The sequence below is a fragment of the Trinickia caryophylli genome, assembly GCF_034424545.1.
In the GTDB taxonomy this organism is placed as follows: Bacteria; Pseudomonadota; Gammaproteobacteria; order Burkholderiales; family Burkholderiaceae; genus Trinickia; species Trinickia caryophylli.
This window is the reverse complement of the sequence record NZ_CP139970.1, coordinates 3,289,973-3,312,064: the sequence shown is the minus strand read 5'-3', so window position 1 is coordinate 3,312,064 and position 22,092 is coordinate 3,289,973. Positions and strand designations below refer to the sequence as shown.

At 64.3% G+C, this 22,092-nt stretch carries 24 protein-coding genes; 8 read left to right on the top strand and 16 right to left on the bottom strand.

All coding sequences use genetic code 11. From position 1 onward, the window contains the following. Nucleotides 1–45: 45 nt before the first annotated feature. From mctP to U0034_RS14950, 5 genes are all read right to left on the bottom strand, one after another. Nucleotides 46–1,596 (bottom strand): monocarboxylate uptake permease MctP, encoded by a 1,551-nt coding sequence (mctP, locus tag U0034_RS14970; RefSeq protein WP_085230047.1) that lies wholly within the window; start codon nt 1,594–1,596, stop codon nt 46–48. Then, complete coding sequence (locus U0034_RS14965; RefSeq protein WP_085230046.1) at nt 1,593–1,835, bottom strand: DUF3311 domain-containing protein; 243 nt, start codon at nt 1,833–1,835, stop codon at nt 1,593–1,595. The genes mctP and U0034_RS14965 overlap by 4 nt, the downstream gene beginning before the upstream one ends. A gap of 188 nt (nt 1,836–2,023) precedes the next feature. Further along, nucleotides 2,024–2,959 (bottom strand): class I SAM-dependent methyltransferase, encoded by a 936-nt coding sequence (locus tag U0034_RS14960; RefSeq protein WP_085230159.1) that lies wholly within the window; start codon nt 2,957–2,959, stop codon nt 2,024–2,026. Between the two features lie 127 nt (nt 2,960–3,086). Further along, nucleotides 3,087–4,631, bottom strand: a complete 1,545-nt coding sequence (locus U0034_RS14955) for a methyl-accepting chemotaxis protein (protein ID WP_085230045.1) — start codon at nt 4,629–4,631, stop codon at nt 3,087–3,089. 167 nt (nt 4,632–4,798) lie between these two features. Then, nucleotides 4,799–5,698 (bottom strand): LysR family transcriptional regulator, encoded by a 900-nt coding sequence (locus tag U0034_RS14950; protein ID WP_085230044.1) that lies wholly within the window; start codon nt 5,696–5,698, stop codon nt 4,799–4,801. A gap of 98 nt (nt 5,699–5,796) precedes the next feature. Here U0034_RS14950 and U0034_RS14945 point away from each other — a divergent pair, with 98 nt between their 5' ends. Next, nucleotides 5,797–7,218 carry an aldehyde dehydrogenase family protein gene (locus tag U0034_RS14945; RefSeq protein ID WP_085230043.1) on the top strand — a complete coding sequence of 474 codons (1,422 nt, stop codon included), beginning with the start codon at nt 5,797–5,799 and terminating at the stop codon, nt 7,216–7,218. Nucleotides 7,219–7,331: 113 nt separating this feature from the next. Here U0034_RS14945 and ppnP read toward each other — a convergent pair whose 3' ends face one another. The 5 genes from ppnP to U0034_RS14920 all read right to left on the bottom strand — a co-directional run bounded on the left by ppnP (nt 7,332) and on the right by U0034_RS14920 (nt 9,367). Beyond that, the gene (gene ppnP / locus U0034_RS14940) at nt 7,332–7,652 is read right to left on the bottom strand and encodes a pyrimidine/purine nucleoside phosphorylase (RefSeq protein ID WP_085230042.1); all 321 of its coding nucleotides are present in this window, start codon (nt 7,650–7,652) and stop codon (nt 7,332–7,334) included. A 52-nt stretch (nt 7,653–7,704) separates the two neighbouring features. Further along, nucleotides 7,705–7,989, bottom strand: a complete 285-nt coding sequence (locus U0034_RS14935; protein ID WP_085230041.1) for a hypothetical protein — start codon at nt 7,987–7,989, stop codon at nt 7,705–7,707. 112 nt (nt 7,990–8,101) lie between these two features. Then, on the bottom strand, nt 8,102–8,629 hold the full coding sequence (locus U0034_RS14930) for a hypothetical protein (RefSeq protein WP_085230040.1): 528 nt from the start codon (nt 8,627–8,629) through the stop codon (nt 8,102–8,104). A 50-nt stretch (nt 8,630–8,679) separates the two neighbouring features. Continuing rightward, on the bottom strand, nt 8,680–8,850 hold the full coding sequence (locus U0034_RS14925; protein ID WP_170151722.1) for a hypothetical protein: 171 nt from the start codon (nt 8,848–8,850) through the stop codon (nt 8,680–8,682). A gap of 175 nt (nt 8,851–9,025) precedes the next feature. After that, nucleotides 9,026–9,367 carry a zinc ribbon domain-containing protein YjdM gene (locus U0034_RS14920; RefSeq protein WP_085230039.1) on the bottom strand — a complete coding sequence of 114 codons (342 nt, stop codon included), beginning with the start codon at nt 9,365–9,367 and terminating at the stop codon, nt 9,026–9,028. Between the two features lie 152 nt (nt 9,368–9,519). On the opposite strand from U0034_RS14920, the gene U0034_RS14915 reads away from it, so the two are divergent. Then, nucleotides 9,520–9,927, top strand: coding sequence for an SRPBCC family protein (locus U0034_RS14915; protein WP_176072645.1), 408 nt, complete (start codon nt 9,520–9,522; stop codon nt 9,925–9,927). A 375-nt stretch (nt 9,928–10,302) separates the two neighbouring features. Further along, nucleotides 10,303–10,923: a LysE/ArgO family amino acid transporter gene (locus U0034_RS14910; RefSeq protein ID WP_102623167.1), complete on the top strand. Its 621-nt coding sequence runs from the start codon at nt 10,303–10,305 to the stop codon at nt 10,921–10,923. A gap of 452 nt (nt 10,924–11,375) precedes the next feature. On the opposite strand, the gene U0034_RS14905 is transcribed toward U0034_RS14910, so the two are convergent. After that, nucleotides 11,376–12,188 carry a class I SAM-dependent methyltransferase gene (locus U0034_RS14905; protein ID WP_085230267.1) on the bottom strand — a complete coding sequence of 271 codons (813 nt, stop codon included), beginning with the start codon at nt 12,186–12,188 and terminating at the stop codon, nt 11,376–11,378. A 957-nt stretch (nt 12,189–13,145) separates the two neighbouring features. Between U0034_RS14905 and U0034_RS14900 the strand changes: the two genes are divergently transcribed. After that, nucleotides 13,146–13,610 carry a toxin-antitoxin system TumE family protein gene (locus U0034_RS14900; RefSeq protein ID WP_327197012.1) on the top strand — a complete coding sequence of 155 codons (465 nt, stop codon included), beginning with the start codon at nt 13,146–13,148 and terminating at the stop codon, nt 13,608–13,610. Continuing rightward, nucleotides 13,528–13,896: an HVO_A0114 family putative DNA-binding protein gene (locus U0034_RS14895; RefSeq protein ID WP_085230266.1), complete on the top strand. Its 369-nt coding sequence runs from the start codon at nt 13,528–13,530 to the stop codon at nt 13,894–13,896. The genes U0034_RS14900 and U0034_RS14895 overlap by 83 nt, the downstream gene beginning before the upstream one ends. 113 nt (nt 13,897–14,009) lie before the next feature. Here the strand turns inward: U0034_RS14895 and U0034_RS14890 are convergent, their stop codons facing one another. From U0034_RS14890 to U0034_RS14870, 5 genes are all read right to left on the bottom strand, one after another. Beyond that, on the bottom strand, nt 14,010–14,291 hold the full coding sequence (locus U0034_RS14890; protein WP_085230265.1) for an RNA polymerase sigma factor: 282 nt from the start codon (nt 14,289–14,291) through the stop codon (nt 14,010–14,012). Nucleotide 14,292: 1 nt separating this feature from the next. Beyond that, nucleotides 14,293–14,814, bottom strand: coding sequence for a DNA-deoxyinosine glycosylase (locus U0034_RS14885; RefSeq protein ID WP_085230264.1), 522 nt, complete (start codon nt 14,812–14,814; stop codon nt 14,293–14,295). Continuing rightward, nucleotides 14,808–15,443, bottom strand: coding sequence for a chorismate--pyruvate lyase family protein (locus U0034_RS14880; RefSeq protein ID WP_085230263.1), 636 nt, complete (start codon nt 15,441–15,443; stop codon nt 14,808–14,810). Before U0034_RS14880 ends, U0034_RS14885 begins: the two co-directional genes overlap by 7 nt. Continuing rightward, on the bottom strand, nt 15,443–17,335 hold the full coding sequence (htpG, locus tag U0034_RS14875; RefSeq protein WP_085230262.1) for a molecular chaperone HtpG: 1,893 nt from the start codon (nt 17,333–17,335) through the stop codon (nt 15,443–15,445). Before htpG ends, U0034_RS14880 begins: the two co-directional genes overlap by 1 nt. A gap of 105 nt (nt 17,336–17,440) precedes the next feature. Next, the gene (locus U0034_RS14870; RefSeq protein ID WP_085230288.1) at nt 17,441–18,925 is read right to left on the bottom strand and encodes an aminotransferase-like domain-containing protein; all 1,485 of its coding nucleotides are present in this window, start codon (nt 18,923–18,925) and stop codon (nt 17,441–17,443) included. Nucleotides 18,926–19,046: 121 nt separating this feature from the next. On the opposite strand from U0034_RS14870, the gene U0034_RS14865 reads away from it, so the two are divergent. The 3 genes from U0034_RS14865 to U0034_RS14855 all read left to right on the top strand — a co-directional run bounded on the left by U0034_RS14865 (nt 19,047) and on the right by U0034_RS14855 (nt 22,044). Then, nucleotides 19,047–19,775, top strand: a complete 729-nt coding sequence (locus U0034_RS14865; protein ID WP_085230261.1) for a VOC family protein — start codon at nt 19,047–19,049, stop codon at nt 19,773–19,775. A gap of 65 nt (nt 19,776–19,840) precedes the next feature. Continuing rightward, complete coding sequence (locus U0034_RS14860; protein ID WP_085230260.1) at nt 19,841–20,761, top strand: DMT family transporter; 921 nt, start codon at nt 19,841–19,843, stop codon at nt 20,759–20,761. Nucleotides 20,762–20,847: 86 nt separating this feature from the next. Beyond that, nucleotides 20,848–22,044 carry an aminotransferase-like domain-containing protein gene (locus U0034_RS14855; RefSeq protein WP_085230259.1) on the top strand — a complete coding sequence of 399 codons (1,197 nt, stop codon included), beginning with the start codon at nt 20,848–20,850 and terminating at the stop codon, nt 22,042–22,044. Nucleotides 22,045–22,092 lie beyond the last annotated feature (48 nt).

The following is a 22,092-nucleotide window of genomic DNA, read 5'->3' as shown; positions in this document are numbered from 1 at the left end:
CCGGCGTGCGCCTCGCGTCTCACGGCGAAGCGCACACCCTGGCCATCAGCTCTCGATCGCGTCGAGGTAATCCTCGGGGCGCGTGCGATCGACCGACGCGGCCATGCCGATCGCGCGCACGATGACGCTCATGACGACCGCCACGATGATATTGACGGCAAGCGACCAGAGCGCCGCGTAACCTGGAATCGCGAGCCCGCCCACGTGCAGCGTGAAGATCGAGCTTTTCAGACCCTGCGAGGCCGCCATCCAGGTACCGACGCCGATACCCACGGCCCAGCCGGCCAACAGCCCGCGATAGTCGAGCTTGCGCGTATAGAGACCGAGGACGATGGCGGGCAGCGTCTGGATGATCCAAATGCCGCCGAGCAGTTGCAGTTGGATCGCGTAGGTGAGCGGCAGGCCGAGAATGAAGGCGACCGCGCCCACCTTGACGATCAGCGAGACCAGCTTCGCAACGTTCGTCTCCTGCTCGTGCGACATGTTGCGATTGACGAACTCCCGGTGGATGTTGCGCGTGTAGAGGTTCGCCGCCGCAATCGACATGATGGCGGCCGGCACGAGCGCGCCGATACCGATGGCGGCGAAAGCCACACCGACGAACCACGACGGGAAGAAATGCAGGAAGAGCGCGGGGACGGCGAAGTTCGGCCCGAACGCCTTGAAGTAAGGCGCGAATTCCGGCATGTCCTTCACGCCCGAGGCGAGCGCCATGAAGCCGAGCAGCGCAAGCAGGCCGAGCACGAGCGAATAGGCCGGCAGCATCGCCATGTTGCGGCGAATCGTGTTGCCCGACGACGACGAAAGAATCGCCGTGACCGAGTGCGGATACAGGAAGAGCGCGAGCGCGGAGCCGACGGCAAGCGAGGCATACGCGCTATAGCCGTTGAGGCTCGAGGCGTCCGGCGCTTTGAGCAACAGTTTCGCGGGCGGCACGGTCGCGAAGATGTGCGAGAACCCGCCCAACTGCATCGGAATCACGATGATGGCTACTGCGATCGTGATGTAGATCAGCAGATCCTTGACGACGGCGATCATCGCCGGCGCACGAAGCCCCGACGTATAGGTGTAGGCCGCGAGAATCGCGAATGCGATGATGAGCGGCAGATCGCCTACGAAGCCCGAGGTGTTGAAGCCGAGCGCGCCGATCACGACCTCGATACCGACCAGTTGCAGTGCGATGTACGGCATCGTCGCCACGATACCGGTCACGGCCACGGCAAGCGCGAGCATGCGGCTTCCGTAACGCGCACTCACGAAATCGGCCGAGGTCACGTATCCATGGCGCTTGGCAACGGCCCACAGCTTCGGAAAGACGACGAACGCGAACGGATAGATGAGGATCGTATAGGGCAACGCGAAAAAGCCCATTGCGCCGGCACCGAATACGAGCGCGGGCACGGCAACGAATGTATAGGCCGTGTAAAGATCGCCGCCGAGCAGAAACCAGGTGACGATCGTACCGAAGCGCCGGCCACCGAGACCCCACTCCTCGAGATGCGCGAGGTCGCCGCGGCGCCAGTGCGCGGCCACGAAGCCGAGAATCGTGACGGCGACAAAAAAGAGAACGAAGACGATCGTTGCGGTCGCATTCATTGTGCGTCTCCCCGGCCTGCGTCCGGCCTGGACACGTTCTTGGTCTTGAAATAGACGACCGCCGTGATCACGGCGCTCACGAGCACCCAGAAGAGCTGGTACCAGTAGAAGTACGGGAAGCCCCAGAGCTGCGGGTCGACCTTGTTGTATGACGGCACCCAGATCATCGCGATCCAGGGAATGACCAGCAGCCAGAGCCAGCGTTTGGCGGCTCTTTTGGCGTCGGCGTCGTGAGCCATGACGTCTCCTCTTTTACTCTTTATCGAACCTGCAACCCGTATCGTGACCGGGCCCGCCGCCTTTCGAGCGCGCGCTCCCGGGCATCTCAAAAGCTTCGCAAGAGTATAAGAGGCGCGCCCGGCCGGTCAAGCAGGGCGGACCCTGGGCGAGCAGGCCGCCCGCAGCGGGTGGCCGGGCGGCCCGGCGCTCAGATGTCGAACGTGGTCACGCCTGGGGGCAGCACCGCCTTCAGCGCGCTCACCCACTTGCGCGCCGGCAGACGGAGCGTGCCCTCGATCAGCTTCGCGCGCGTGTCGAGCGCGGCGAACGGCACGCTGAGGGCGGGCCCGGAAAATGCGAGGACGATCCGGTTGCCTTCGTGAACCTCGGGCAACGCGATCACGCGAGCGTCGAACGCCGCCTTCAGGTGCTTCATGTTGCGCACGAAACTCGGGTGATCGCCGAACAGATTCACCGTCATCACGCCCGCCTCGCCCAGGCATGCGCGCGCGGCGCGATAGAACGCCACGCTGTCGAGCACCGGCCCGCGGGCCGTCGCGTCATAGAGGTCGACCTGCAGTGCACCGACCGTTCCGTGGTTGGCCCGGTCGTTGACGAAGTCCCATGCGTCGGCCTCGTGCACGGCGAGGCGAGAGTCGTCGGAGGGCAACGCGAACATCGTGCGCGCCGCGACCACGACAGCCGGGTTCAGCTCGACCGCCTCCACGCGCGCGCGGGGCAAGAAGCGATAAGCGAACTTCGTGAGCGCGCCCGTGCCGAGCCCCAGTTGCACGATGCGCTTCGGCGTCTCCAGAAAGAGCAGCCACGCCATCATCTGCTGCGCATACTCGAGTTCGATGTGATCCGGCTTGCGGATGCGCATCGCGCCCTGCACCCATTCGGTGCCGAAATGCAGATAGCGCACGCCCCCCTCTTCCGAGAACGTAACGGGCGCGAAGCGCGGCTTGCGGGGCATGTCGATCAGAGTCGATGCATCGGCGCCCGACGCATCGTCCAGCCCCCGACCGCGCTTGCTGTTGAGTTTGGGGGCCCTGCCTTCGGTTGCCGCGGTGCGGGCATGGCGGCGGGACGTGCTGCGAAACGCGCGCGCTTCGGTCGAAGCGCGCTTGATGAGATCGGTCATGGCGGAAATCGCGCCGCGAAGGCGCATGGTTGAATCGGACGAGAGAATAGCACTGCCCGACTCCCGCAGACGCCGTCCGCCGTACCGATGCGCAGCCACGCAGCGGCCCCGGCCCCGCCGGCACGCTTCAGCGGAATACGGTCACGGCCTGCACGAGCCGCGTGGCCTGCTGCCTGAGGCTTGCGAGCGCGGCCGCGCTTTGCTCGACGAGCGCGGCGTTTTGCTGGGTGATGTTGTCGAGATCGCTTACGGCACTGTCGATCTGTGCAACGCCGGCGCTCTGCTCGTTCGTCGCCGAACTGATTTCGGCGATGAGATCGGACACGCGCTTGACCTGGGCGACGATGTCTTCCATCGTGCGGCCGGCGTCGTCGACGAGCTTCGCGCCCGATTCCACCTTGCCTACGCTCGCATCGATGAGCGACTTGATTTCCTTGGCGGCCTGCGCGCTGCGTTGCGCGAGACTGCGCACCTCGCCGGCAACCACGGCGAAGCCGCGCCCCTGCTCGCCCGCGCGGGCCGCCTCGACGGCCGCGTTCAACGCCAGGATGTTGGTCTGAAACGCGATGCCGTCGATCACGCCGATGATGTCGCCGATCTTGCGCGAGCTGGCCGTGATGTCGTTCATCGTATGCACGACCTCGCCCACCGCGCGCCCTCCCATCGCCGCCGCTTCGCTCGCCGCGCTCGACAGATCGTTGGCCGCCGAAGCCGTATCGGCATTGCTCTTCACCGACGATGTCATCTGCGCCATCGAAGACGCGGTTTGCTGCACGCTCGAGGCAGCCTGTTCGGTGCGCGAACTCAAATCCGCGTTGCCTTGCGCAAATTCGTTGATGCCCACTTCGACGTGACGCACCTGCTCGCTCACGTCGTCGACGAGCCAACGCAGAACCAGGCCCAGTTGATTGATCGTACGCAACGTCATGCCGATCTCGTCGACACGATCGATCTCGAGCGTGTCGCGCCCGTCTCCCGATGCCACACGCAGTGCGTGTCTGCGCAACGTCTCGAGCGGGACCGCAATCTGCGCTTCGAGCCAGAGCGATGCAAGCGTGGCAGCCACGGCCGTCGCGCCGGCGATCGCACCCAGGTGGCCGCCCGTCTCGCCGGCGGCCCACGTTGCCGCGCTTACCAGCGCAACGAGTGCGATGAGGGTCGAGCGGATGCGCCACCGTACGGTCATCGTCTTGAGGGCCGACGTGAAGCGGCGCCAGCCCATGCGCACGACCACGCCCTTATGGAATCCGACGCTGCCCGCGCGGCCTTCGCGCATCGCCGCGTAAAGCGCTTCGGCGGACGCCACTTCCTCGCGCGACGGACGCGTGCGCACGGACATGTAGCCGACCGTCTGCCCGCGCTGCACCACGGGCATCGCATTGGCGCGTACCCAGTAGTGATCGCCGTCCTTGCGCCGGTTCTTGACGATGGCCGTCCACGGCTCGCCGCCCTCGAGCGTCTTCCACATATCCGCATACGCTTCGCTCGGCATGTCGGGATGGCGAACGATGTTGTGTGGCTGCCCCTCCAGCTCCTCGCGGGTGAAGCCGCTGACCTCCACGAAGGCCGCGTTCCCGTAGAGGATGCGGCTTTTCGTGTCGGTCGTCGACATCAGGGTGATGTCGTCGGTCAATTCGTATTCGCGTTGGGTGACGGGGCCGTTATTGCGCATCGTTCTGTGACTCGGAGAAATAGCAAGGCCGTGCCTCGGACCATCCAGGGCACACGGGGGCGTATCGAAGCTCAGGAGCGTTTAATGCATTAACGGCCGGTCGGTCGGCAAACTTGAGTCAGTTTGACGCAGCGAAGGCAAACACGGCGCGAGCGGGCGCTGTGAACTCAAGCCGGCGAACCCGCCCGCTCGCGAATCATCTCGATCAAGGCGCGCAATCCGGCCGGCACATGGCGCCGGCCCGGATAGTAAAGACAAAGCCCGTCGAGTGGGGGCGTCCAGTCCTCCAGCACGCGCACGAGCGTGCCGGCGGCCAGATCGGCGCTGACGTTCCATTCGGTCAGATAGGCGAGCCCGAGGCCCGCCCGCGCCGCCGCGAGCATCAGGCCCGGCTCGTCGAGCGTCAGCGCACCCTCGCCGTCGAAGCGCACCGTCTGCCCACGCCGGGCGAACTCCCAGTGAGCAATTGCCCCGCTCGGCATGCGCGAGCGTATGCAACGGTGGGCCTTGAGATCGGCAGGCGTGCGCGGTGCGCCGTGTTGCGCAATGTACGCAGGCGTGCCCACGACGGCAAACCGCAGCGGGTCGCCGAACGGGACGGCGATCATATCCTGCGGCACCGTTTCGGCGAGGCGGATACCGGCATCGAAGCCTTCGACCACGATGTCGACGAGCCGTCCTTCCGTCACGATATCGAGCTTCATGTCGGGGTAGCGCTGCAAGAACGCGATGAAGACCGGCATGACCCGGTTCGCGGCGCCCACCGAAGTATTGATGCGCAGGGTGCCCGACGGCGTGTCGCGGAAGCTGCCCGCCTGCTCGAGCGCGAGCCGGATCGCGGATAACGCCGGTGCAACCGCGCTCACGAATTGCCCCCCGGCTTCGGATAGCGAGACGCTGCGTGTGGTGCGATTGAAGAGCCGAACGCCGATACGCGCCTCGAGCGCCGCTACCGCGTGGCTGAGCGCGGACGTCGACACGCCCATCTCTACAGCGGCCGCCCGGAAGCTGCGATGACGCGCCACCGCCAGTACGGCTTCGAGTTCGAGCAGGCCGGACGTCCTCATTGTCTCAAATCGTTCAACACATCATTCCCGATTGTACGCCTAGTCAACGCAATGCCGGCGCTCTATCGTACGCATCAGGGAATGTTTTGAGGATCGCCATGCAGATCATCGACACCATTTATATCGACGGGGCGTTCGTCACGCCGCGCGGAGAAGAATTGTTCGACCTTTTCAATCCGGCGACGCAGCAAGTGATCGGCCGCGTTCGTCTGGCAGCCGAAGCGGATGCGCGCGATGCCATCGCTGCGGCCAAACGCGCGTTTCCGGCGTTTTCGCACACCACCAAGCGTGAGCGCATCGGCATGCTGAAGCGGATGCACGAAGCCGTTGCGGCCAGGGAAGATGCGCTTTTCGAAGCCATCGTCGAGGAATATGGGGCACCGGTGTCGCGCGGCCGCTGGATGGCCCGCCATGCCGGCAACGTGCTGCGGGATGCTGCCCGCATGCTCGAAGACTATGCGTTCACCCGCCGCGCCGGCACCGCCGAAGTGACGATGCAGCCGCTCGGCGTGGCGGGGCTGATCACGCCCTGGAACAGCGATGCCGGCTTCATTTGCGGCAAACTCGCGAGCGCGCTCGCCGCTGGCTGCACGGCCGTCGTCAAACCGAGCGAGATGAGCGCCATTCAGACGCGCGTGGTGACCCAGGCGCTGCACGAAGCCGGTCTGCCACCCGGCGTGTTCAACATCGTCACCGGCCGCGGCGAAACGGTCGGCGCACAGATCAGTTCGCATCCCGACGTGGCGAAGGTATCGTTCACAGGCTCGACAGCCGTCGGCAAGACGATCCTGCGCACGGCCGCCGATACGCTCAAGCGCGTGACGTTGGAGCTTGGCGGCAAATCGCCCGTCATCGTGCTGGACGACGCGAACTTCGACGAAGCCGTGCCGCTCGCGCTCGAGGCCGGCTTCATGAACAGCGGACAAGCGTGCATCGCGGGCACCCGCATACTCGTGCCGCAGCGCCGGCTCGCGGACTTCGAGGCACGTGTCGTGCGCGCCATTGCGGGCATCCGGGCCGGCGACCCGCGCGACCCGCGCACGAGCATCGGGCCGATGGTCAGCCAGAAGCAATGGGACCGCGTGCAGCGGTACATCCGTGTCGGAATGGAAGAAGGCGCGCGGCTGATTGCCGGCGGGCCGGGACGCCCGGACGGTATCGCAACGGGCTGGTTCGTCCGCCCGACCGTCTTCAGCGATGTGTCGAACGACATGACCATCGCGCGCGAGGAAATATTCGGACCTGTGCTTTCGATCATCGCGTACCGCGATACCGAACACGCGATCGCCATTGCCAACGATACGCCCTATGGCTTGCAGGCTTACGTGCTGTCGCCCGACATCGCGCGGGCACGCTCGGTGGCATCGCAAATCGAAGCGGGGCGCGTGCTCGTCAACTCGCTCGCGCATGAACCCGCCGCACCTTTCGGTGGCTTCAAGCAATCGGGCATTGGCCGCGAGTACGGCACGTTCGGCCTGGAGGCGTTTCTCGAACCGAAATCGGTGCTCGGCGTATCGTGAGCGGCCTGAGGGTCACCGTGCCGACGTCCGGCCGCGGCGCCCACCCCGTACCTGGAAGCAACCGGCAACACGGGCGGACACGAGGCTTTGCACCGGGCGTCCGCCCTCTGCATTCACAGATAGCTGCAGACGTAGTCGAGCGTTTCGGTTACTTCGATATCGAAGCGGCTCTTGCCGGGTACCGAGAACGATTCGCCCGCGCCGTATGTGATCCACCGATCGCTGCCTTGGAGGCGAATACGGCATTGGCCGGCCTGCACTTCCATGATCTCGGGGGCATCGGTGCCGAAATTGAGGGTACCTGGCAGGATCACACCGAGCGTCTTGCGCGTGCCGTCGGCAAAAAGAACGGTGTGCGACACGCACTTGCCGTCGAAATAGACGTTGGCCCGCTTGATAACGGAAACTTGATCGAATTGCGTCGCAGCCGTCATGGCGCTGCTCCTCTGAGTCGTGATGAATAGGGTGGACGCCGATATTGTGCCGTTACCGTTCCGCTGCCGCGAGCGCCTGCCGCAGCAGTTCGTCGAGCAGGCCCGTCATGCCCTCCGGGTGCGTCGCAGCGCGCTCCTTGAGCTGGTTCGCCAAGTCGCCGTCGAGCTTGCAGGCGAACGGCACGAGCCCTTTCGCCTGATCCAGCTTGCGCTGCTCGCGCCGCCCGAGCGGCGTATCGGCCGCGCCCTTGCCGAAACGCTCGGAATGGCTCTGCTTCATCGAGTGCGTCAGCTTGAGCGCCTTGTTTTTCTCAAGGTCCGTTTTCTTCATTGCCATACGAGAGTGCCCTGGTGAGGTAATCGGTAAGTGCGCATTCTACGCAGTCCATCCGGTGCCGCCGATACGGCAGGTCTCGCAGCGCATCCGACCCGCCATCGTCCATCAGCCATCAGCCAGGCCGACGAAACTCGTTCTCCACCCAGTTGGCGGCACTCGCCTTGTTGAGCTTGAAGTTGGGTGCCACCTGCACTTGAGCCAACTGCTCGCCAAAGGCGTCGAGCGCCGTCAGCAACGCATAGGGCTCGTCCTCGTCGGGCACGATGTCGAGCGTGATCTCCAATTCGCCACCGCCCGCCCCCGCGCCGACCGTCACCCGCTTGTGCAGTTGCGCGCGCAACTGCTGTTCGTGGCGGCGCAATACCTCCGACGCCGTCTTCACCAGCGTGTTGAACGCCGACACATCGAGCGGCTTCGGATCCTTCTTGTTGCGCCCCATCGTCCAAGGACCGACCAGCGCGGGTTCCGGCTCCCCGTCCTTGATCATTTCGACGGCCCAACCGTCGTCGTCCTCGTTCTTGATCACGCGGGCGGTCCAGCCGCCGTCGCGCCACAAGCCGTCCTCGTGCACCGTCTCGGGAGCCTCGGGGGCAAGGTTTTGCGCCGCGGAATCGGGCGAGGAAAAGGAGGTATCGGTCATTGCAAGTTCACTGATTTCAGGGCGCCTATAACGTGCACCGGGGAGAGCCTCTACGAGCGGTCGCGGTTGCGTGTGCGGGTAGCCGCCGTGATCACGGCGATACCGAGCAGGATGACCGCCACGATGGCAACCGTGTGTTGCGACACATGCATGGCGATCAGCCCCCACGACACGCCGCCTATCAGGATCAGCCATCCAATCAGATAAATGATCAGTGTCATCGGGTTGCCTCCTTGCAGAGTCTGGCTCCAATACCGAAAGTTTATCGGATCGCGACCAGCTCGCGGCAGCGCGGCGGGTAGTCCGTTCGGCGAGACCGTACCGGCGATCTGCCCTGCCGACGGCGTTGCCATGCCTGGATTCGGCGGGGCGTCGCGAGCGGGCCACCGCCCCGCTTCACGCCTTCTTGACGAACTCCGATTTGAGGCTCATGGCGCCAAAGCCTTCGATCTTGCAGTCGATGTCGTGGTCGGCGTCCACCAAGCGGATGTTTTTCACTTTGGTGCCCATCTTGATCACGCCTGTCGAGCCCTTCGGTTTCAAGTCCTTGATGACCGTGACGGTATCGCCGTCCTGCAGGACGTTTCCGGCCGAATCGCGATAGACCCTGCCAGCGGTTTCGGCCGGCGCCGCGGCTTGCGCCGACCACTCATGCGCGCACTCCGGGCAGATGTAGATGTTCCCGTCTTCATAGGTGAATTCGGAGTTGCATTTGGGGCAGGGAGGCAATGCGCTCATGTGTGGTCCTTGGTTGCCGCGTGAAGGCAATGAAAGCGCGGAAGTATACCGTGGCCGGTGTTCCCGACGATTCGACAGCCGGCGCCGAATCCTCCACAATCTCCGGGAAGCGGGCCCTGCCCGCCCTGCTTCCCCCAACCTCGGAAAATCGCATGACGATGCCAACGGCCGAATCGAAAGCGATCAGCATATCGATCCTGCGGAGCCTGCGGGACGCCTACGACTTCATGGCGCGGCCCGACTCGTTCGCGCGTTGGGCATCGGGCCTCGGCAAGCCCCTCGGCAACGACGGAACCGTATGGCTATTCGAAGGCGAGGGCGGCCCCGTGAAGATCCGCTTCACCGAGCCCAACGCGTACGGCGTACTCGATCACTACGTCGAACTGCCCGACGGTGGGGAAATCTACGTGCCGATGCGCGTGATCTCGAACGGCGCCGGGGTCGAAGTGCAGTTCACACTGTTCCGCGTACCGGGGATGACTGACGAAAAATTCGCCGCGGACGCGCAATGGGTCATGCGCGATTTGAGCAAACTCAAGGAACTGCTCGAGGCGGCGTAAGCGCGACAGCTTTGCGATGGCAGGCCCTCACCGATTACGTCTCCGATCAGATGCCAGAACCGGTTGAGGTTTTGACTGATTCGACATCTCCGGCTGCACGGTCCTCCTCAGCTACCGACGCCTCACACCACCGTTCGGTTTGTCGGGAATCGGCCATGAACAGTCAGTCGATGACCTTGGTTAGATCGTCAACGATTTCCGCAGCTATCGGCGCGTCAAGGCAATTGCCGATTCGCTGTTACGTCGCAGTGAGCAACCCGCCAACTGCAATGTGCTAAATTTTCGGGTGAGATTGAAATGCAAACGCGGCTCTCGTATAGTCAGTATCTACTGTAACTATCCCCGGTTCAGCTTAAGAGGTTGTCGGCATGACTCATGTTAGACACCTCCGTCTTTGTCGAAGGTCTACTACTTGGCCTCGGACTGTTCTCCTCTGTGGGTCCGAAAGACGTATTCGTTATCAGACACTCGATCTCCGGTCAGCATTTGCTTCTTGTTGTAGCGGTTTGCGCCGGCAGTGATGCTCTGCTCATTGCACTCGGCGCCGGCGGTTTTACAGCGCTGCTGACGAGCCACCCCATTGTCGTTTCTATCTCGTTATGGGGAGGAGTCGCGTATCTCATTTGCCATGGCGCGCTGGCTTTCCGCGCTGCAATTGGCACCGAGCGGACAGTTCATGCTGGAGATGTAAGCACCAGTTTTTCTTTCAAAAAAACGTTGCTTGCCACGGCCGTAGTGTCGCTGCTAAACCCTTACGCATGGATCGACACAGTGTTTGTGCTCGGGGCGATGACCGCAAGCAAGTCGCCAGGCGCCCGCTGGCCTTTCGTTCTCGGCGCGATCATAGCGTCCTCTGCCTGGTTTCTTTTCCTTTCGCGACTTTCATATGCTTGCCGCTGGATCTTTTGTCGCAGCATCGCCTGGCGAACGCTTGACGGCTTCGTTGCCGTCACAATGTTCGGGATCGCTGCTCACCTAGTCACGACCAACCTTTGAAGATCGGCATCTGCGAACGTCTCCCCATGACAATTGCCCGCCGCGATTACGACGCGAGACCCTCGGGACAACCCCACCTAGACGTGAGGAGCCGGATTTCTTGTTGGCCTTGGTGGTGACTGAATGGCCGCTTTGGAGAAGTGTGAAGGGCAGAAACGGGTCGGGTTGTACCTTTTGCGTCAGATGCGCGCCCTGCGCGATCGCCGCACACGACCGTGAGGCAACGTACGGCCAACTTCAGCCGGCGGACTCGGGCAGTTTCCGGGCATCTCACTCGACCATAGTCGCCCCAATCAAGCACGCGCGTCGGCAGCATCCCCGAGAACACGAGCTCGGGGGAATGCCATCTGGCCAATCGCAGTCCGGCGCACATGGCAGGCGCGCGGGGCATCGAATACCCGGGCTTGTCGCACGTGCCGATCGGCTTGCAGCAGACTCGCACCGGGACCGCCTTAATATGCCGCCACGATCACATGTGCCTGAATCTTACCGGTCACCGGACCTTCGCCATGGCGAATGGCAATCGCCGCCGTAGCACGGTCCACAGCCAGTTGAAGCAATTCAGCGTCGCGCTCCTCTATTTCGTTTCGCAGCGGCGTTCCCAGACAATAAGCGGTGGCGGCGTCGCGTGCCGAGGGCGCGCAACTCGCCTTCGCCCGTGTCTCGATCTCGATGTCCGCGAACCCTGCGCGCCTCAAGTCCTCTCGGATCAGTGCGATATCGTGGTAGCCGTGCGGCGTGCGGGCGAGGAATCTTGGAGGGTCGTGCGGAAACACCGTGGCGACGGCGTTGGTGACCTCGTCGGCAAAGGCGTTCTCTTCGATGCGATCCCAGACACTGAAGACAAAACGCCCGCCCGGTCTCAGCATGCGACGGGCCTCGGCGTAGCCAATGACCCGGTCGGGAAAAAACATCGCCCCGAACTGGCAGCAAACGACGTCGAATGACGCGTCTTCGAATGGCAGGTCGAGCGCATCCGCCTGCTTCCATTCGATACGGTCACCGGCCCCCTGCCGCGTGGCGGCATAGTCAAGCATGGGCTGATTGAGGTCGGTCGCCACGTAGCGCGCGCCAACATGGAGTTTTGGCGCAAGCGCCCGCGTAACCGCGCCGCTGCCGGCCGCGGTTTCCAGCACCGAATCGGGCGAGGAGGCCGCGACGAGCTCCGCCATGTCGGCGGCATAAGTCTCGAAGATCAGAGGGACCATCAGCGTGTCGTAGGACCTCGGGATCGAGCCCGCAAACACCTTATCGCGCTCAGTCATGGTCCCTCCTTGAGAATCACAAAACGATGCCCTTGACCACAGCCTATTGAGGCATCGGCAACCATGCTCTATGGTGGCTGCGCGTACCCGCCTCGTCAACGTGGTCCAGTACTCTTTTCCAGCACACTTGGCCTTGTAGCAACGCCGTCTCCGCCGCTAAGCCCCGAATGGGCAGCAAGCGGGCGAGCAATCGCAGCCGGAATATGGCCGTCGTGGCCAATCGCAGCCGCGCACCCTGCATACCCGCTTTTACGGGAACTGATCAATCCGTTCGGCGCATCGGGATATGTCCGCTGTTTGAAATCGACGACGATCGAACGGTGACGATCCTTGCCGTGCGCCATCAACGCGAGAGCGACTACTAACTACTACTAAGCAAGCGTTTTCGATATAGGCGAGGGCGTCGCGGCAATCGCCCGAGCGAGCTGCATCAATAGCCGCTTGCCGTTGTTCGCTACCTTCCTGCTTGGCTTTCGCAATAACGTCCCACAACCTCAGGCGGTTATCGGGCAGCGCTTGCAACCGCGCCTCGTACGTCATCCCCGGCAGCGCCGCATCCATTACATCCCCGATCAAATGCCAAAACCGGTTGATGTTTTGGTCAATTTGACATCGGCTACGGCATCGCTGCCCCACCCGCGTAGGACCACATGCTGAGGTCTTGGCCGATAGGACGAACAACAGCGCTAACCGGCGCCCTGCGGTAAAGCGCAGCCGTTAGCTCGATCTACTCGGAGTCGCACCGCGCAAGCCTGGCATTCGGTCCTAGAAGCAGGCGAATGCACCGCGAAGACCGAACTCCCTCGTTAGCATCTAGCGATTCGCAAGCCTCCACTTGGTCCGCGCCGGGGTATGCAAGCAGACGACGGCCCGCAACCGTGCCACATCCGCATCCGCATCCGCATCCGCATAGGTGGTCCGGCGCGGTAGCGAGATGATTGATGAAGTTATGATCCGGTGATAACATCCAAGCAAACGAACGTGCGCGATTCCGGCCTTGATACGCTGCTTTATCTCGATGGAGAAACGCTTGTCGTGGATTCCCGCGGCAAGTGTTGGGTTAAGTTCGAGGTGAGGCAGTGCGCCGTCACAGCGGAACGTCCGCAGGGGCTTCGGTATTCGCTCACGCTCCATGACGAGGCGGGCTCTCGCCTCTTGGGCTTTGACAACGCGCATCCCATCCGCGAGGGCTCAGGACCGGGAGCACGTACGCGCATCGAGTATGACCACGCGCATCGCGGCGCCCAGGTTCGTTTCTATTTCTACGAGGACGCTGCGAAGTTGCTGGCGGATTTCTGGGTCGAAGTTGAAGCGATTCTTGCGAGAAGGAGCAGTCAGCATGAGTACAGCCAACGTCTTGAAGGTCGGGATTGCGTCATTGGAGCAATACAAAGCTCGGACGATGGCAATCGCCCGAGGTGACTATGTGCCCAGCCCGGATGAGCCCAAAGTCTGGTTCCAGTCGCTCGAAACGCTGGCACAGGTGCTTTCCGACAGAAACCGCTCGCTGCTTGCGTTGATCGCCGAGACGAAGCCCGCGTCACTGAGCGAATTAGCGGAACGCTCGGGCCGTGCGAAGTCCAATCTATCGCGGACGTTGCGGACAATGGAGCAATACGGGCTCGTTCGTTTCGAAGAAGGCGAGGGTCGAGAAGTGGCGCCGCGCGTCAACTACTCAGGGGTGGAGCTGGAAATGTCATTCGCATGATGGCGGCGGCAACTGCATGAACGTCGAGATGCGGATCGCGTTGAACCTCATCGTCATTTCAACGCCGAAGGCAGCGCCCCGCTGATATCCACCGCTGCCTCGTCTGCCCAGGGTTATTGTGGTCCGACAAGCAGATATGCGCGCGCCAGCGTTCGCGCACGATGCAGGCGGCTTTTAGTCGCCGGGACGGACGAGCCGAGATGCGCAGCGATCTCACCGATCGTGAGTTCCTCGAAGTCCCGGCGTAAGAGGACGTCAACGTCCGAAATGAAGCAATTGCGCTGCGCATAGCGGCGTATGTCCGGCTGAAACACGCGCAGCAGGCGCTCGAGCGCTATGGGATCGCCCGAGCGCGCTGCGTCGATGGCTGCTCGCTTTTCTTCGTCGAGAGGCACGTCACCGCTTCGGTTGTTTCGCGAGACGCCGTCCCAGCCATTTCCGCAACGCCTGCCACGCCCTCAACTTCTCGGAATATGGCACGGCCGCATAAGCCGGGCTGCTCGACGGTAGCTTGATGAGATCGAGCGATAGTCGGCTCTCGGCCAACGCCGGCATGCCGATCTTCGCCGCCGTGCCGCCGTTGAACGCAACCGCAGCAAGATTCGGCAACCCAGCCACGAGCGTGGCCAGATCGTTCGTCGCATGATCGCGAATCCGGCTATCGAGGCTCCCTTCGCGACGCGCCTGGGCGATCACATCCCACAACCCTACCCGATGATCGAGCAGCGTCTGCAGGCGTGCCTCGTACGCCATCCGAGGCAAATCTTCCCCAATCACATCGCCCATCAAATGCCAAAACCGGTTTTGCCGATGGGCATAGTACTGCCCGTGCGCGAGCGAGACTTCGCCCGGCAAGCTGCCAAGAACGAGCACGCACGTTCGCTCGTCGACGACCGGCGCAAATGAACGCTTCAGCATCGGAAATCAGAAAAAACCCGCACCCGCGCCGGCCGGCCCGGGACCGACGGCAAGGCACGCGCCGGACGTGCGACACGCCGCCAGAGCGCCGGCAGCATGCATTCGGTCACCATGAGCGGCGCACCGTTGCGCATGAACACGGAGCGGCGCGCGAGCAGCACTTGCGGCGCGGCGCTGTCAAGTTCGCGCCGTGCAAGCGCGAACAACGGGTGACGCTCCGTGAGCCGCGCACTGACGAGCGGCGAGCGGGCCACCGTCCTGTCGCTGTAAAGCAGTTCGGCAAGTGGCCGCGCAGACAGCCGCCGCATCGCCTGCCACACGCCGCGGCTGGCCCGCAACGGCGCGATGCTGTGTGCCGCGACGAACGGCACGCCATCCACCTCGAGCACCACCTCGCGCACCCAAACGCGCTCGCGCGGCGCGACGCCGAGCGCGCCCTGCTCGTCGGCCCAGGCGCATGCGGCCGCCTCACGCGTCACCCGCACCGCCACCGCGCCGAGCCGCCGCAGGTGCGCCGTCAACGAACCGCCGCGCGTGAGCCAGTCTTTTTGCGCGGCCGTGAACGAGGGCAGCGGCGTTTCATGCCAACTCCCCCCGGTCGGGCTCGGGCGCAGCGTCGAGCCGTGCATCAGCGCGCAAGCAGCAGCGCGTTCGTACGCTTCACGAAGCTGGCCGGATCTTCGAGCGCACCGCCCTCTGCGAGCAACGCCTGATCGAAGAGCAGATGGCACCAGTCCGCGAAATCGGGACGTTCCGTGGAAAGCCCCTTGACGAGCGCGTGCTCGGGATTCACTTCGAGGATCGGGCGGAATTCGGGCCCCTGCTGCCCCGCAGCTTTCAGCATGCGCTGCAAATAGCCGCTCATCTCGCCTTCGTCCGCAACGAGGCACGACGGGGAATCGGTGAGGCGGAACGTCAGGCGCACGTCCTTCGCCTTCTCGCCGAGCACTTCCTTCATCTTCTCGACGAGCGGCTTCATCGATTCGGACAGCGCCTCGTGCGCCTTCTTTTCCTCGTCGTCGAACGCGTCGATGTCGAGGTCGCCGCGGGCCACGCTCGCGAGCGGCTTGCCGTCGAATTCGGTGAAATAGGCGAGCGCCCACTCGTCGACGCGATCCGACAGCAGCAGCACTTCGATGCCTTTCTTACGGAACACTTCGAGATGCGGGCTGTTCTTCGCGGCCTGCCAGCTATCGGCGCTCACGTAGTAGATCTTCGTCTGCTCGGGTTTCATCCGCGAGACATACTCGGCAAGCGAAACCGTCTGCTCAGTCGAATCGGTATGCGTCGTGGCGAAGCGCAGCAGCTTCGCGATGCGCTCCCGATTGCCGAAATCCTCGCCGAGCCCCTCTTTGAGCACCTGACCGAATTCTTTCCAGAACGACGCATATTTCGCGCGGCCCTCGTCGGTCTCGGCCCCGGCCAGTTCTTCGAGCATGGACAGCACACGCTTGGTCACGCCTTCGCGAATCGCGCGCACGTCGCGGCTTTCCTGCAGGATTTCGCGCGACACGTTGAGCGGCAGATCGGCCGAATCGACCACGCCCCGGATGAAACGCAGATACTGCGGCAGCAACTGCTCGGCATCGTCCATGATGAACACGCGCTTCACGTAGAGCTTCAGCCCACCGTGGCGCTCGCGGTTCCACATGTCGAACGGCGCGTGCGCGGGCACGTACAGCAGCTGCGTATACTCGCTGCGCCCTTCCACGCGGTTGTGCGTCCAGGCGAGCGGGTCCTGATGGTCATGCGAGAGATGCTGGTAGAACTGCTTGTACTGCTCGTCGGTGATTTCGCTCTTCGGGCGCGTCCATAGCGCGCTCGCCTGATTCACCGTCTCGTCCTCTTCCTTGACGACCGTCTCGCCCTTCTCCGAATCCCACTCCTCTTTCTTCATGAGAATCGGCAACGCGACGTGGTCCGAATACTTGCGGATGATCGTGCGCAGCCGATAGCCGGACAGCAGTTCGTCTTCGCCTTCGCGCAGGTGCAGCGTGATCGTCGTGCCGCGCGCCTTGCGCTCGATCGCATCGACAGAGAAGTCGCCCTCGCCCGCGCTTTCCCAGCGCACGCCCTCGGACGGCGGCAGGCCGGCGCGGCGCGTTTCGACCGTGATCTTGTCGGCAACGATGAAGCCCGAGTAAAACCCCACGCCGAACTGGCCGATCAGCGCCGCATCCTTTTGCTGGTCGCCCGAAAGCTTCGAGAAGAACTCTTTCGTGCCGGAACGCGCAATCGTGCCGAGATGCGAGATTGCTTCGTCACGGCTCATGCCGATCCCGTTGTCGTCGATCGTCACCGTGCGCGCGTCCTTGTCGAACGACACGCGAATACGCAGGCTCGGATCGTCCTCGTACAAGGCATTGTTCGCGATTGCCTCGAAGCGCAGCTTGTCGGACGCATCCGACGCATTCGAAATCAGTTCGCGCAGGAAGATTTCCTTGTTGCTGTAAAGCGAGTGGATCATCAGTTGCAGAAGCTGCTTCACTTCCGCCTGAAAGCTCATGGTTTCCTGTGCCATGGTCCGGGTTCCCTGTTTGCGTAAATGAGGTTGGAGCGCGAAGCGCGGCGCCTCCGGCGGCCGCGCGCATGGCCGGCCGCCGGAGGCGCCGCGGCGAACAGGCCGTCAACTGGGGGCGCCCTGCCCCGTTTTCAAGGGCCTCGCCGTGCGCCGCGCATCGAGATAGCCGGCGAGAAAGCCCGGCAGCGCCGGATCGCCGCAGTTGGCGACGTTAAAGCGCAAGAAAGTGGTCGGCGACTGGTGCGGCGAGAAAAGACTGCCTGGAGCAAGCAAGAAGCCGGCCTCCTGCCCCGCGGCCGCGAACGCGTCGGCGTCGACGCCCGCGTCCGCCCAGAGGAACATGCCGGCCGCCGGCGCCGTGAACAGCGTGAACCCGGCCGCCTCGAGCATTTTCGCGCACTTGTCGCGCACGCCGTCGAGCCGCGCGCGCAGCCGCTCGACATGGCGCCGGTAGTGCCCTTCGGTCAGCACCTTGTAGAGCACGCGCTCGTTGAGTTCGGGCGTCGTCATGCCGACAAGCAGCTTCTGGTCCGTCAGCGCCTGCGCCAGATCGGGCGAAGCGGCGACGAAACCCACGCGCAGGTTGCCCGTCAGCGTCTTGGAGAAGCTGCCGAGGTAGATCACGCGCTTCAGTTGATCGAGGCTCGCCAGGCGCGTTGCGGGATAGCTCGGCGGGCACAGGTCGCCATATACGTCGTCTTCCACGACGATGAAATCGTACGCTTCGGCAAGCCGGAGAATGCGGAACGCTTGCGCCGGCGAAAGCGACGTGCCCGTCGGGTTGTGCAGCACCGAGTTGATGACGAGCATCTTCGGGCGCCATGTCGCGACGAGCGTCTCGAGTGCGTCGATGTCCGGCCCGTTCGCCGTATAGGGCATGCCCACGAGCCGCGCGCCCTGCGACGCGAAGCGGCCGAACATCTGGAACCAGGCAGGATCGCCGACCACCACCGCATCGCCCGCCTGCACGAAAAGCCGGGCGATCAGATCGATCGCCTGCGTAATGCCGGACACGAGCACGAGCTGATCGGGCTGCGCGCCGATCTCGAACTCGGCGAGGCGCGTCTGCAGTTGCTGGCGCAGCGGCAGAAACCCCTGGGCCGTGCCGTTGCCGAGCCATTGGGCCGCGCTTTGGCGCCCGAGCGTGCGCAGGGCGCCGGCCACGAGCTCGCCGTCGAGCCAGCGCGTCGGCAGGTAGCCGAGCCCCGGGCCTTTTTCAGCGCTGCTCGTCTGGACCGTGCTGCGCAGCAGCCAGGCGACGTCGATCGTATTGCGCACGGGAGCAGCCTTGCTCGTGGAAGCCCCGCCGAGCGCCGGCGGCGAACTGCCGTTCGCGCGTTCGCGCACGTAAAAGCCCGAGCCCCTGCGCGACTCCAGATAGCCTTGCGCGACGAGCCGCTCGTACGCTTCGACGACGGTGAAGCGCGACACACTCTTGTCCTGCGCGAGCTTGCGGATCGAAGGCATGCGCATGCCGGGGCGGAACACGCGTTCGTCGATGCGCCGGCGTGCCCATTGCACGAGTTGCTCCACGAGGGTCAGCGGCGATGCCCCGTGCGGAGCCGGAATAAGATCGAGTGTGGCGGACATGGCGGCCATCCAACTGTACAGAGAAGTATCGCGGCAATTGTACCGTTACTGTGCCGGCATCAGCCATTAAAGTGGATGCTACATTATTGCCCGCATTGGCGGCCCGAACCGCTTCCCTCGCATGCACAACGTTCCCTCGCTCGAACTCGATCACCTCGTCGTCGCGGCCCGCACGCTCGACGAAGGCGCGCGCTTCGTCACCGAGGCCCTCGGCATCGAGCTCCTGCCGGGCGGCAAGCATGCCGGCATGGGCACGCACAACCGCGTGCTCGGCCTCTTTGGCGGCGCCTATCTGGAAGTGATAGCGATCGACCCTGACGCCGAGGCGCATCCCGCTTCGTCCTCGCCGGCAACGCAGCGGCCGGGCATGGACGGCGTTGCGCGCGCACGCTGGTTCGAACTCGACAGACCGGCCATGCGCGAGCGACTCGAGCGTGGGCCGTTTCTCGCGCACTGGGCCGCGCGGGTGAGCCGTCCGCGCGATCTCGCTCGTTGGCAGTCGCAGTATCCATCGCGCATCCCGCCCGCCATCGCCATGTCGCGCGGAGTTTTGACCTGGCGGCTCACCGTGCCTGACGACGGCAGCTTCCCCGCCTGGCAAGGCGCAGGCGACGGCGTCGTGCCAACCCTCATCCAGTGGGACACGCCCGCGCACCCGGGCGCGACGCTGCCGTCCTCCGGCGTGGCGCTCAAGACGCTCAAGGCGCGCCATCCGCAGCCCGAGCTCGCAGCCGCGCAGTTGAACTGGCTCGGCGCGGCGCACCTGATCGTGCTCGACGGCGTGCCGGCCCCGGCTCCCGCGCTCGTCGCCGAATTCGAGACACCCTCCGGCGTACGCATGCTCGGCTGAACGCGGCGCCTTTCTCGTTTCCCGATTCCCGTTTTCTCCTCAGCATCGATTCAGGACTATCCGACATGATTTCACGCGAATCGCAGGGCATGCTGCTCGGCCTCGTCGGCGTCGCGATCTTCAGCCTCACGCTGCCGATGACGCGCATCGTCGTTCAGGAGATCCACCCGCTCCTGAACGGCCTTGGCCGAGCCCTTGCCGCCGCCGTGCCGGCCGCCGCCCTGCTCGCCTGGCGCCGCGAGCGGCTGCCGACTCGCGCGCAGCTGAAGAGCCTTTTCGTCGTCGCGCTCGGCGTCATCGTCGCGTTTCCCGTCTTCTCGGCCTGGGCCATGAAAACCGTACCGGCGTCGCACGGCGCGCTCGTCGGTGGCCTGCAGCCGCTCTTCGTCGCCCTCTACGCCGCTTGGCTGTCGCACGAACGGCCGTCCGCCGCCTTCTGGACGAGCGCAGCCGTAGGCAGCGGGCTCGTGGTGGCGTTCGCGCTCAACGCGGGCGGCGGCACGCTCGAAGCCGGCGACGCCTGGATGCTCGCCGCCGTGGCCATCGGCGCGCTCGGCTATGCCGAAGGCGCCCGCCTCGCCCGGCAAATGGGCGGCTGGCAGGTGATCTGCTGGACGCTCGTCGTCACGGCGCCGTTTCTCGCCGTGCCCGTCGGCTGGCTCGTCTGGCAGCAGCATCTCGCACACCCCGCGCCGCTCGCGCTGCGGACCTGGCTCGCGTTCGGCTACGTCACGCTCTTTTCGCAATTGATCGGCTTCTTCGCCTGGTACGCCGGCCTCGCCATCGGCGGCATCGCGCGCGTCGGGCAGGTACAGTTGCTGCAGATCTTCTTCACGATCGCGTTTGCGGCCGCGTTTTTCGGCGAATCGGTGCAGCCATCGACGTGGCTCTTCGCGGCTGCCGTGATCGCCACCGTCATCGTCGGCCGCAAGGCAGCGGTACGGCCGGCACCACCTGTGCGCACAGCGCTGCAACCCGAGCGATAATCGACACTTTCGCCTCGCGGGTTCGTCCCGCGTTCCGTTCATTATTCAAACCTTCGTAGCAACCCTCGTACGACAAGGAGACATCCATGGATCAGAGCGACATGCCGCATCGCACCTGGCAGCTTTCCGAGCGCGCCCGCAAGCTTACGAGTTCGGCCATCCGCGAGATCCTCAAAGTCACCGAGCGCCCCGAAGTCATTTCGTTTGCCGGCGGCCTGCCCGCGCCGGCCACGTTCCCGGCCGAACGGATTCGCGAGGCGGCGGACCGCGTGTTGCGCGAGGCGCCCGCGGCCGCGCTCCAATACAGCGCCACCGAAGGCTATTTCCCTCTGCGCGAATGGATCGCGGCGAGGCTGTCCACCGGCGGCGCCACGATCCGGCCGTCGCAGGTGCTCGTAACGACGGGCTCGCAACAAGCGCTGGATCTGCTCGGCAAGGTGCTGATCGATCCGGCAAGTCCGGTGCTCGTGGAGACACCGACCTACCTCGGCGCGCTTCAGGCCTTCTCGCTTTTCGAGCCGAGTTACGTGCAGGTACCGACCGACGAGGACGGGCTCGTCCCCGAGGGCCTCACGCCCGCGCTCACGGCCGGCGCACGCCTGCTCTACGCGCAGCCGAACTTTCAGAATCCGACCGGCCGACGGCTCTCGCTGGTGCGCCGCCGCGCGCTCGCCGAGTACGCCCGCACAAGCCCGTTTCCGGTGGTCGAGGACGATCCGTACGGGGCGCTCGACTACGCTGGCACGCCACTGCCGACCATGCTGTCGATGGCGCCCGATCACATCGTCCATTGCGGCACCTTCTCCAAGGTGCTCGCACCGGGCCTGCGGCTCGGCTACCTCGTGGCCCCCGAAGAGCTGCATTTCAAGCTCGTGCAGGCGAAGCAGGCCACCGACCTGCATACGCCCACGTTCACGCAGCGCCTCGTGCACGAAGTCGTCAAGGACGGCTTTCTCGACGAGCACATCCCGACCGTACGTGCGCTCTATCGAGATCAATGCGAGGCGATGCGCGCGGCGCTCGAGCACCACATGCCGCAGGGCGTGATCTGGAACCGCCCCGAGGGCGGCATGTTCATCTGGGTCACGCTGCCCGAAAAGATCGATACCATGCAACTGCTCGAATCGGCCATTGCAGAGAACGTCGCATTCGTGCCGGGTGCGCCGTTCTTCGCCCACGACGCCGCGCGCAATACACTGAGACTCTCGTTCGTGACCGTCCCCCCGGCGCGCATCGACGAAGGCATCGCCCGGCTCGCCCGGTTGATTCGCGAACGGCTCTGAGAAGCCCCCAAAAGGCGGGCGGACGCTGCGCGGCCACGGCCGCGCCTT